Source organism: Anaerovibrio sp. JC8 (assembly GCF_002100115.1).
Lineage (GTDB): Bacteria > Bacillota > Negativicutes > Selenomonadales > Selenomonadaceae > Anaerovibrio.
The window spans coordinates 69,351-81,390 of record NZ_ANBM01000003.1 but is presented as its reverse complement, the minus strand read 5'-3'; the positions used below and the strand labels follow the sequence as shown (position 1 = coordinate 81,390).

Below are 12,040 nucleotides of genomic sequence, written 5' to 3'. Positions count from 1 at the left end.
CTGTAATACTTTTTAATGTTGTTCGTATGTATAGACATGAAGATAAAAATGGGTAAAACCCACGGAAAGAGAGGAAAACAACATGAAGCAGTTACGAGTATTTCAGGCATTTTTCCTGGCAGTTATGATGATGTTTGCGGTATCCGGTACAGCAATGGCCGGCAGCCAGGACTTTACCCTGGTAAATGGCACCGGACGTACCATTACTTACATCTATCTCAGCCCTTCCAATGAATCAACTTGGATTTATCAGGATGAGCTGGGGCCAAACAGCGTACTTTATCCTGGACAGGATATATTCATGAGATTTGACCCAAGAGATGGCGTTCAGTACTGGGATGTTAAGGTAGTTTACGACAATGGCGTTGAGGACTACTGGATGGGGCTGGACCTCTACAGAGTTTATACGTTGACAATCCGCCCAGGCGGCGCTTCAACTATTGAGATGATTTGACAAGACTTAATATAAAATCAACCCCCGGAGCAATCCGGGGGGGGGTTACGGCTGTCGGCAGGCATGGGAATGAAATTTAAAATTGAGTGTTCCCTTTTTGAATGATAATATGCTTTGGTAGTAAATACTGCCAGGGCTTTTTTTATAGACAATTTTACGAACATATGTTACAATAATTACAACAAACAAATGTTTTAAAAATGGTTTTTACATTTATGAACAACTGGGTTATAATTTACGAAAGGAGTCCCCTTTATGACAGAAAAGAAACGTATCATCAAGCCTTGGGAAGAGCTGACCATTATCGACGATTATATGTTCAAGCTGGTAATGCGACACCCCCATATATGCACGCGTCTTATTGAAAAGATTCTTGATATCAAGATTAAACATATCAATTATCTGGAAGATGAGAAATCTCTGAAATTCCGTTATGCTGGCAAGGGTATAAGGCTGGATGTGTACGTGGAAGCTGATGATACTATCTATAACATCGAGATGCAGGTAAGGGATTACGGCGACAAGGAATTGGCATATCGTACCAGATATTATCAGTCGCTTATTGACGTGGAAGCATTGGCGGCTGGAGCCAATTATTCAGATTTGAAGAAATCCTTTGTTATCTTCTTGTGTCCATTTAAGCTTTTCCAAAATGATCGACACATGTACACCTTCCGTAATGTGTGTATTCAAGATAAAGATATGGAACTGGACGATGGCACTACCAAAATCTTTCTTTCATCCGAAGGAACCATGGACGATGTTTCACCAGATATAAAGGCATTTCTCGACTATATGAAAGGGCTCCCGGTACAAGATGAATTTGCGAATGAAGTCGATAACTTTATCAAGGAAATCAAGGGTAAAGAAGAAGAGAGGGCGAGTTATATGACTTATGAAATGAAAATACTTGAAGCCCATAATGATGGTAAAGAAGAAGGGATTAAAGAAGGAGAAAAAATAGCTGACCGTCGCACTGCAGTGCGAATGCTGCAAAAAGGGAAATCTACAGAGGAAATTGTGGAATTTGTTGATTTATCCAAAGAAGAAATTGAAGAGCTTTCTAGGCAGTCATGATATATCTATTTAAGCATAATATTGTTCTGCTTTGGCGAGTTTAATTGACTAACTAAAACAGGAGTAGTCCTATGCAGCGTTATGACGTTGACCATAGGTTCTGCTCCTGTTTTTGTTTTTAGAACATTTGGTTTTTATGGTGTCCATTTTTTTGTTCAGATGAATGTTTGCAAGCTTAATTAGTAGTGATAATATACAGATAATGAATATTGCTTAGCTTTTGAATGGCATATTTAAGCCTTGAATCCTTGGATGATGCCAAAATAGGGGAGGTTGGAATAATGAGCTACGGAGATCATTTAGAGCAAATGGAGAATATGGGAATATGGATGCAGGAGGACATAGAGAGAGCCAACCTTTTGGAATTGGAGCATTTTTTGAACGGCATGGATGGTAAAGAACGAAGGTACATGGAAATAATGGCGCAAAGGATTCCAACGGACCTGTCCCCGGAGGCGTACCAGCAGGAATTGAATTGGACATATCGTCAGGTGGTGGAAATGATTAACGGGGAAAATCGTTAGAGGTATATTTTTTGCCCGTTGTATTAGAAAAAATACTCATTAAATTATTGGCAGAAAATTCTAAAGGTATATAATAAGTTATAAGAAATGACTTTTAACTAGATGGTATAAAAACAATATAAACAACAAAAAAGCCGCTACATAATGTAGCAGCTTAATGAACAAAGGAGCGGAATTGTTCGGGATACCGCTATACCCTACGGCACATAAGGCCTTATCTTAGAACTATTGTTGGATATTGATAAACTGACAATAATCAATAAAAGGTTTTATGTTGGATATTGATAAACCGACACAACAGTAACTCTAAGTTCACCTTTATACTATCACTAACAACGAATAAATGTCAATATAGAACAGGGGGATACTAATGAAAAGAAAAGTTGGATTTGGCTTGGATGTTGGTATAGGTTCTGTGGGCTTTGCTGTATTATCCTATGACAAGGTATATGATGCCCGTATTGAGCAAGTGGGTGTTCGACTTTTTGATTCAGGCGAGGAAGTTAAAAATCATAAAAGGGCCAGCAAGAATCAAGGACGGCGGCAATATAGGTCTGGTCGCAGATTGATTCGGCGTAGGTACCACCGCAAAGAACGGGCAAAGAGATTTATTGAGCGGATAGGCTTATTAAGTGCAGCTAAAATAAAAGAATGGCAGGAAGTAAATGGCAATCAGAATATATACTCCATAAGATTTAGAGGCTTGTCAGAAAAGCTTACTCCTGAAGAAATTGCAGATTGTGTCATCCATTTTTGCAATCACAGAGGATATCGTGAATTTTATGAGGATGACGTGGATGAAAAGGAAGCTGGAAAGATAAAGACTGCCCTATTCAGATTTGATGAAAAAATGACAGAAGGCAAGTATGTATCTGTTGCAGATATGATTTTGCATGATAAGGAATTTGCAACAGATACCCAGTTCCCTAATTTCCATAACCATAAAAATGATGATGAAGAGAAGTATTTCCTTATTAAGCGGGCAGCACTAAGGGATGAACTTAGGGCGATACTCCAAAAGCAGCAGGAATATTATAAGCAGTTGACGGACCAAAATATAGCGTTCTTATGTGATGAGATTGTTTTTGTCCAGCGGGATTTTGAGGATGGACCTGGAGATAAAAATGATAAAAATCGCAAGTTCATGGGCTTTTTGGACACCATAGGTTGCTGTATGTTTTATAAGGAAGAACTTAGAGGGTTCAGGTCTACAGTAATTGCAGACATTTATTCTTTGGTAAATGGCTTGTCCCAGATGATGTATGTTGACAGTACAACAGGCGAAATAACCTTTTTGCCAGAAGCTGCTGATGACATTATTGAATTTGCGCTGAAAAATGCGTCCATCACTGAAAAAGATATCAAGAAAATATTGGAAAAGTATAATTTGACTCTTATAAAGGCTGAAAAGCTTGAGGAAAATATACCACAGACCATTAAGACCTTAAAAGTGCTGAAAAAGGTTCTGGATGCCAGTGGATACAGCTATGATGAATTAATCCAGGAAGAACAGTTTGACTTTGATAAGCCATCTAAGCTCCATGAATTATGTAATTTGTTAGCCAGTAACATTACTCCAAAACGCAGGAGAAAAGCATTGGAAAAGGCTGGCTGGAATAAGGATTTTCAGGCCCAGACAAAGAGAATACATTTTGGTGGAACATCAAATGTATGCTATCGTTACATGCTGGAAGCTATAGATGCCTTTAGACACGGCGAATTGTATGGAAACTTTCAGGCCAGACGAAAGCAGGAGCAGCTTACAGATGAGGCAGAAAATACGGAGAGAGTTAAGTTATTGCCACCGTTCACTAAAGAAATGGATGAAGATGTGGTCAAGAATGTGGTGGTTTTCAAGGCAATCAACGAAACTCGCAAGATAATAAATGCCCTTATTGGTAAGTATGGGTCCCCGGCATATATCAACATCGAGGTGGCTGATGAGCTGGGCCACAGTATTGAAACCAGACGGAAAATGACCAAAGCTAATAATGACAACATGAAGAAAAAAGAGGCCATTGGTGCCAAACTGGTGGAACTGGGACTTCGTAAAGAAGGTGAAGTATCAGGTAAGGATATAGCACGCTATCGTTTATGGGAGCAGCAGAATGGGATAGATTTATATACTGGTAACAATATTCCGGAAGCTGATGTATTAAGCGGACAGTATGATGTAGACCATATAATCCCATTTTCTCTGATATTGGACGACACACTCAATAATAAGGTGCTGACTGGAATGGGCAGCAATCGTCAGGCAAAATCCAATACTGCGCCACGAGAGTATTTATCTGATAAGGCTGAAGCGGAGTTCATAAAGCGAGTAAATGTCTTATTGAAGAAAAAAATATCAAAGAAGAAGTATCAGTATTTGATGGTAAAGAATCTCCGTGACAGTAAACTGCTGAATGAGTGGAAGTCAAGAAACATTAATGATACCAGATATATTAGTCGTTTCTTGGCCAATTACCTTAATAACACACTGATCTTTAATAGTGATAAGAAGAAAAACGTATATGCAATAAACGGTGCCATAACTTCCAGAATGCGGAAAATGTGGCTTAATAAGAAAACTTGGGGAAATCCGGAAAAGAATCGCGAGAATAATCTGCATCACGCTGCTGATGCCATAGTAATTGCCAACCTTACCCCGGCAGCAGTGGAACTGGCCAGTGATAACCTCAAGCTCCAGAATATATTCCGTCAAAATGGTAAGCGGGTTACAGAGGAATATGAGAATTATCTTGATAGGGCAGTTCGTAAGATAGAGAAGTATTATCACTTCAATCCGGAATTGGCCAAGAAACTTTTGGTGAGCAAAGATCGTATACCGTCCATGGTACGGCTGTTGCGGGAGGAAACAGATAAGAGATTGGTGGACCCAAGTCTTGAGGAATTTAAGATGGTTACACCAGAATCATTCCGTCAAAATTTGGAACAGTATTACAATGATCCAGAGTTTGTGGCCTCCATTCAGATGCCGTTGGTATCCTATAAGCAGTCCAAGCGTTTTTCTGGCAGCTTTACCAAGGATAAACCTATAAAGAAAAAGGAGAGAGAAGATTCATCCACGGTAAAAATTGACTCCTTGGGGAATGAGAATATTTTGGATGCCAAATCTTATTACTGTCTGGAGGTGTACTCGACCAAGGATAATAAGACAGCTTTGCGGGGGCTTAGATATGTAGATTTTAAGCTGAAAGACAAAAAGATGTTTATTACAGTGCCTAATCCGGAAAACTATGGCAAGCACATAATGTATTTGTTTAAGAATGATTATATTGTGGTATACAACAAGAAAGGAGAGGAAAAGGCACGAGGTTTTTATTCAAGCGTTAAAGCCATAACGAGGGACCAGTTATATTTGAAAGATAACAATACTAATGTTGATATTATCTTCACAATAAAAAAAGATGATACTGTAAAAAAATATCACATAGATATTCTTGGGCAAATTGGTGGTGAGATAAAATGTTCCGCTCCATTCTTGTCAATAACGGAGAAAGAATAACAGTACATGATGAATGGCTTATTATTCACCAGAAAGATGATGACAAGAAAATACCATTGGGGGATATCCAATCTTTAGTTGTGGATAATATTTCCATCAATTTGTCCGTGTATGCTCTATGCAAGCTGGCGGAATATGATGTTAATGTTATATTGTGTGATTCGAAACATCTACCATGTTGTAATGTCCTGTCATCAGACTCATACTATGCCAGTTTTGCTGCCTTAAAACGCCAAATAGAATTATCAAAAGATATGCAGAATAATCTCTGGGAAAAGATAGTAAAAGCTAAAATTAACAATCAGGCTTATGTGTTGGAAAAATTAACGGGGAATAATGAAATTTCTGGCAGACTTCATCAATTGGCGGATGAAGTCCTGCCAGGTGACCCTGGAAATAGAGAAGCCATAGCGGCCAAAATGTTTTTTAGGAATCTATTTGGTGTTGATTTTACAAGGTTTGAAGATGATGTAGTAAATGCAGCCATGAATTATGGATATGCCATCATTCGGTCATTAGTGGCCAGATCATTGTGTGCTCATGGATATAATTGTAATTTAGGGATTCACCATATTGGTGAAGGTAATCCATTTAACCTGGCGGATGATTTTATGGAACCATTTAGGCCAATAGTTGATTATTGGGTTTATGACCATAATGATGAGTTGGTGGATGAATTGACATCAAGCAATAAGTTATCATTGGTGGGGCTATGTAATACAGAGGTGTTGATTAATAAAAAGAAGATGCGCCTATATAATGCTGTTGATAAATGCGTAGCCAGCTTTACCAGTGCCATAATTGACAACTCTGTTGAACGGCTGTTGTTACCAGATTTAAAAAAATATGGAAAATAGATATATGCGACTGATTGTGATGTTTGATTTGCCGACAAATACATCAGAGGATAGAAAGAATTATACTCAATTTAGAAAAAGCTTAATAAAGCTGGGTTTTGATATGATTCAGTATTCTGTGTATTCACGGATAACCAAGAATAATGATGACTCTAAGAAATATTGTCGGGAAGTAAAAAGAATCATTCCACCTTGTGGTTCGGTGCGATTATTGCAAATAACGGAAAAACAATATACTAAAATGCAGATTCTGCTAGGTGAGAAAACACCTACAGAAAATCTGCTGGATGATAAGGATATAATGCTTATCTAAGTGTGATATAATCAATTTAAGGTTTTAGTTCTATGTTGGATATTGATAAACTGATACTATTTAAGACAGATATGAATGAAGTTTTAAGTTTTAGTTCTATGTTGGATATTGATAAACTGATACTTGACAACTGCAAAGGTGGTACGTGTGAAAGTTTTAGTTCTATGTTGGATATTGATAAACTGATACACTATTAAGGCTGTACTCGCACTTATTGCAGTTTTAGTTCTATGTTGGATATTGATAAACTGATACATAAAAGGAAATCATGTAGCCCTAGTGCAGGTTTTAGTTCTATGTTGGATATTGATAAACTGATACGCTCAATTTTAAAAGATATATTAGGTTAAGTTTTAGTTCTATGTTGGATATTGATAAACTGATACGATGTGAAAGTGGTTGCACCAGTCTCATAGGTTTTAGTTCTATGTTGGATATTGATAAACTGATACGCTTGTCGCCTTTTCTATTCATCGAAAAGTTTTAGTTCTATGTTGGATATTGATAAACTGATACAAATCAGATGTTTAACATCCATATTAATTTGTTTTAGTTCTATGTTGGATATTGATAAACTGATACTTTTAATGCTTCTCCGATTTCCTTAGTCAGTTTTAGTTCTATGTTGGATATTGATAAACTGATACATCGCCCGTTTGTTTATCCACTTTATAACTGTTTAGTTCTATGTTGGATATTGATAAACTGATACAACTCTGTAAAGCAGCGACTATTGATCCAGTTTTAGTTCTATGTTGGATATTGATAAACTGATACAGCTTTCCGCTGTTATTGATTATAGTGACAGTTTTAGTTCTATGTTGGATATTGATAAACTGATACTTGCAAGTATATCCAGCGGATAACTCTTTAGTTTTAGTTCTATGTTGGATATTGATAAACTGATACGAAAGCAGAAAATGAAATACCCTTATTTTAGTTTTAGTTCTATGTTGGATATTGATAAACTGATACTTAAAAACAGCACTTGCTGACTGTTCATGGTTTTAGTTCTATGTTGGATATTGATAAACTGATACCAAAAGGTCGCGCATAGCCCCACCATGGAAGTTTTAGTTCTATGTTGGATATTGATAAACTGATACAATGGAGATTAAACTAACGGAAGTCGATGCGTTTTAGTTCTATGTTGGATATTGATAAACTGGCACTAACAGTAGCGAGGATATGCTGCAAAAAATAGGGAAAAATCTAATAATAAGGGGAGCAATATGGAACTAATAGCAATTCAGGAACCGTTGACAGTTTGTAAGGTACCGGATATGTCAGAAGTTGATTTAACAAAGGAGTTTTTCTTTTTATCTAAAACTAAGGACGAAATATCATTGGTGTGCAGGACAGAGGATGCACCTCAAAAGTGTAGCGCAAGGGAAGATAATTGGAGAGGCTTTTACATCAATGGGATATTAGAGTTTTCCATGGTTGGAATACTGGCCAAGCTTTCAAATTTACTGGCTGATAATGGTATCAGTATTTATGCCGTATCAACTTATAATACAGATTATATTCTGATGAAGGCTGAACAATGGGACAATACGAGGTCAGTTCTGTTAAAGTCGGGGTATAGTTTCAAATAAAATGAAGCTATCTTATGGGAAAAAATATTCAAATGCGTTATAATGAAACAAATATATGGGTCGCTTAAAGGCGGCCCTTTAAATTGCAATAAATAAAGGATTTTTGCTATCAGATGTAGAAAGTTTGACACGTAGGTTTTTCAGTTTATTTTCATTTTAGTTTGATTATATAATTCAGAGTGTTTTACTCAGAATAAAAATAGATATTCACAATAGCTTTATTTATGTGATATGGAGGAAAGATTTATGCAAGTAATCAATGAGCAGCGACTTACCGGCGAGAGGGCGTTATTCAAGGGTAAGGACCTTGAGATAAAAAACTGTATTTTTGCGGATGGGGAATCTCCCCTGAAGGAAAGTGCCAATATCAGCATTGAGAATACCAGCTTTCAGTGGAAGTATCCGCTGTGGTACAGCAAGGATATTACTGTGAAAAACAGTGCTGTGTTTGAAATGGGCCGGGCCGGAATATGGTATACGGACAATGTGTCCTTTGAGGATGTGCTGTTTGAGGCACCGAAGGGCTTCCGCCGCTGTGATGGCATCAGGCTGACCAATGTGGATTTTCTCCATGCGGATGAAACCCTGTGGCATTGCAGCAATATCGAGATGAAGAAGGTCAGCGCCAAGGGCAACTATTTTGCCATGGACAGCAGGGATATAAAGATTGATGGCTTTAATCTGGCGGGAAATTATTCCTTTGATGGCTGTGAAAATGTAGAAATCCACAATGCCAAAATGATTTCCAAGGATGCTTTCTGGAACTGCCGCAATGTCACCGTTTATGATTCATATATCTGCGGTGAATATATCGGCTGGAACTCCGAAAATGTTACTTTGGTAAATTGCACCATTGAGAGCAATCAGGGCTTCTGCTATATGAAGAATGTAACCCTGAAGAATTGCCGTCTGCTGAATACTGACCTGGCTTTTGAATATGTGTCTGATGTGGATGCAGAAATTACGACCAAGGTTGTCAGCATAAAGAATCCAATTTCCGGCAGGATTAAGGCCGCCGGTGTAGAAGAATTAATCTATGACGATCCTGAAATCGACCGTCAGGCTACCGAGTTGGTATTTGAATGAACATAATTAATGTAATCCGCAATGAGGAACAGCTGCATTGGCGGCAGATGCTTAAATGTGTATGGAGCCTGAGTATTCCGGCTATGCTGTCTCAGATTACATATATTGTCATGGAATACATTGACGCCGCCATGGTGGGTAGTCTGGGCGCAGCGGCTTCAGCCGCCATTGGCTTGGTGGCTCCCGTAATGTGGTTTGTCTACGGCATAGGTATGGCGGCTGTTCAGGGCTTTTCCGTACAGGTGGCTCAATTTATTGGCGCCAAAAAATTGCAATATTCCCGGGACACTTTTCGACAGGGCTTGATATGTGTCTCGGTCTTTGCGGTGCTTGTGGCAGGAATTGGCGTATTTATAAGTCCGTATCTGCCGGGGTGGCTGGGGGCTACTCCGGAAATCTACGTAGGGGCTTATGATTATTTTATGGTATACATGCTGGGGATGCCTATTGTCATGCTGCGTATTTTGGCTACAGCCATGCTGCAGAGCAGCGGCAGCATGAAATCTGCCAGCTTTTTTAACTGCATAATGTGTGTGCTGGATATTGGCTTTAATGCGCTGTTTATCTTCCCTGCTGGTTATGTGGCTCTGTTGGGGCTGGATGTGTGGTGGCCTGGCCTTGGCTTTGGGGTCAAGGGCGCTGCCATGGGAACTGTAACCGCCGAGGGCGTGACGGCCTGTATTTTGTTGTATCTGGCGGTAATGCGTCGGCATTACACCCGGCAAAAAATGGGTATGCAGTGGCATCTTACCCAAAGCTGTCTTAAGGATGCCCTGAAAATAAGCTGTCCTATTGCCTTGGAGCAGGGTGTTCTCACCGGGGCCATGATTGCCATGATGATTATTGTGGCACCCCTGGGGACAGTGGCTATAGCGGCCAATTCCTTTGCCATTACGGCGGAGGCCTTTTGCTATATGCCGGGCTATGGAATTGCCATAGCGGCTACTACCCTGGTGGGACAGAGTATTGGGGCGAAGAAGCCAGCATTTGCCAGGGGCTTTGCTTGGTTTTCTGTAGGAACTGGTATGTTTACCATGGGTATCTTGGGGGCCGTGATGTACATGGTGGCACCGGCGGTGTTTGCCTTTCTGACTCCGGACTTGAATGTTCAGCAGCTGGGTACCGATGTACTTCGCATTCAGCTGTTGGCAGAGTCGCTGTTTGCCGCTTCCATTGTGGGAGCAGGAGCATTGCGGGGGGCCAGGGATACCATGTTTTCCAGTATAATGAATTTGGCCAGCATGTGGGGGGTTCGCATGCCATTGGCCTTGTATCTGGTTGGTCTGTATGGCCTGCGGGGCGTATGGACTGCCATGTGTTTGGAAGTATGTGTCAGGGGCTTGCTATTTTTAGTAAGAATTTATAAGCAAAAATGGGATAATAGGGGGTCAATGGAGTGAAGTACGATTTTGACAAGGTGATTGATCGGCGCAACACAAATTCCTTAAAGTGGGATGTGGCTGAGCATGAGTTGCCTATGTGGGTGGCGGACATGGATTTTCCTGTGGCAGAGCCTATTATGGAGGCCATCAAGGAGAAGCTGCAGGTGGGAGCCCTGGGCTATTCCATCGTGCCGGAGGCCTGGAACGAAGCCTATGTCAGCTGGTGGAGAGAACGGCATAATTTTATTATTCAGCCTGAGTGGCTTATATTCACCACGGGAGTGCTGCCGGCCATTTCCTCTGCAGTCCGTAAGCTTACGACCCCGGGGGAAAAGGTGCTGATTCAGACACCTGTGTACAATAACTTCTTTAACAGTATCGTGAATAATGGACGCTTTGTGGTGGAAAGTCCATTGAAATATGATGGGGAAAACTATTCCATGGATTTTGAGCGGCTGGAGGAGGATCTGTCCGACCCGCAGGTGAGCCTGATGATTCTCTGCAATCCGCAAAATCCATCCGGACATTTGTGGAGCAATTACGAGCTCTTTAAGGTTGGTGAGCTGTGTGCCAAGTACAATGTGACGGTTATTGCCGATGAGATTCACTGTGATCTGACGGATCCGGGGAAGGAATATATTCCTTTTGCCTCTGTTTCCGACACCTGCCGTGATATAAGCGTAACCTGCATGGCACCGACCAAGACCTTTAATATAGCCGGGGTAAATTCGGCGGCGGTTATGGTGCCCGATGATTTCCTTCGTCACAAGATGTGGCGGCGGCTGAACACTGATGAGGTGGCAGAGCCTAATATTATTGCAATTGAAGCCACCATTGCGGCCTTTGGCCAGGGGGCAGAATGGCTGGATCAGCTGCGGGAATATATTTACGAAAACAAGCAAATATGTCAAAATTATATACGGGATAAAATCCCGGAAATTCATATGGTACCATCGGATGCCACCTACCTTTTGTGGCTGGATTGCTCCAGCTTCTGCGAGGATTCCGTGGAGCTTATGGAATATATCCGTCAGGACAGTGGCCTGTATCTGTCGGAAGGGGCTGAGTTTGGTGCTGCGGGGCGGCAATTTTTGCGGATGAATATTGCCTGTCCAAAGGCGGTGCTGAAGGATGGTTTGGCCAGACTTGAAAAGAGTATCAAATCATACATAAATCAGGATAACCGGATGTTTTTTTGTGAATGTGAATGAGAACTTGAATTAGGTTTTGCGGAGGGT

At 40.4% G+C, this 12,040-nt stretch carries 10 protein-coding genes and 1 CRISPR repeat array; all 10 genes read left to right on the top strand.

Features of this window, described 5'->3' with window-relative positions; translation table 11 throughout:
* Nucleotides 1–82: 82 nt before the first annotated feature.
* Nucleotides 83–454, top strand: a complete 372-nt coding sequence (locus tag D081_RS03380; protein ID WP_085022728.1) for a hypothetical protein — start codon at nt 83–85, stop codon at nt 452–454.
* A 255-nt stretch (nt 455–709) separates the two neighbouring features.
* Nucleotides 710–1,531 carry an Rpn family recombination-promoting nuclease/putative transposase gene (locus D081_RS03375; protein ID WP_085022727.1) on the top strand — a complete coding sequence of 274 codons (822 nt, stop codon included), beginning with the start codon at nt 710–712 and terminating at the stop codon, nt 1,529–1,531.
* Nucleotides 1,532–1,812: 281 nt separating this feature from the next.
* Nucleotides 1,813–2,055 (top strand): hypothetical protein, encoded by a 243-nt coding sequence (locus D081_RS03370; RefSeq protein WP_085022726.1) that lies wholly within the window; start codon nt 1,813–1,815, stop codon nt 2,053–2,055.
* A gap of 370 nt (nt 2,056–2,425) precedes the next feature.
* Nucleotides 2,426–5,566 (top strand): type II CRISPR RNA-guided endonuclease Cas9, encoded by a 3,141-nt coding sequence (gene cas9, locus D081_RS03365; protein ID WP_085022725.1) that lies wholly within the window; start codon nt 2,426–2,428, stop codon nt 5,564–5,566.
* Entirely contained in the window at nt 5,527–6,423 is an 897-nt protein-coding gene (cas1, locus tag D081_RS03360; protein WP_085022724.1) for a type II CRISPR-associated endonuclease Cas1, read from the top strand. The genes cas9 and cas1 overlap by 40 nt, the downstream gene beginning before the upstream one ends.
* Nucleotides 6,424–6,427: 4 nt before the next feature.
* Nucleotides 6,428–6,736, top strand: coding sequence for a CRISPR-associated endonuclease Cas2 (gene cas2, locus D081_RS03355; RefSeq protein WP_085022723.1), 309 nt, complete (start codon nt 6,428–6,430; stop codon nt 6,734–6,736).
* Nucleotides 6,737–6,757: 21 nt separating this feature from the next.
* Nucleotides 6,758–7,908: a CRISPR direct-repeat array (repeat unit 36 nt; unit sequence GTTTTAGTTCTATGTTGGATATTGATAAACTGATAC).
* A gap of 60 nt (nt 7,909–7,968) precedes the next feature.
* The gene (locus D081_RS03350) at nt 7,969–8,334 is read left to right on the top strand and encodes an ACT domain-containing protein (protein ID WP_085022722.1); all 366 of its coding nucleotides are present in this window, start codon (nt 7,969–7,971) and stop codon (nt 8,332–8,334) included.
* A gap of 246 nt (nt 8,335–8,580) precedes the next feature.
* A complete protein-coding gene (locus tag D081_RS03345) occupies nt 8,581–9,420 on the top strand; it encodes a DUF3737 family protein (protein WP_085022721.1) in 840 nt (279 codons plus the stop codon).
* Complete coding sequence (locus D081_RS03340) at nt 9,417–10,820, top strand: MATE family efflux transporter (RefSeq protein WP_085022720.1); 1,404 nt, start codon at nt 9,417–9,419, stop codon at nt 10,818–10,820. Before D081_RS03345 ends, D081_RS03340 begins: the two co-directional genes overlap by 4 nt.
* Nucleotides 10,817–12,013: a MalY/PatB family protein gene (locus D081_RS03335; protein WP_085022719.1), complete on the top strand. Its 1,197-nt coding sequence runs from the start codon at nt 10,817–10,819 to the stop codon at nt 12,011–12,013. Before D081_RS03340 ends, D081_RS03335 begins: the two co-directional genes overlap by 4 nt.
* Nucleotides 12,014–12,040: the final 27 nt, after the last annotated feature.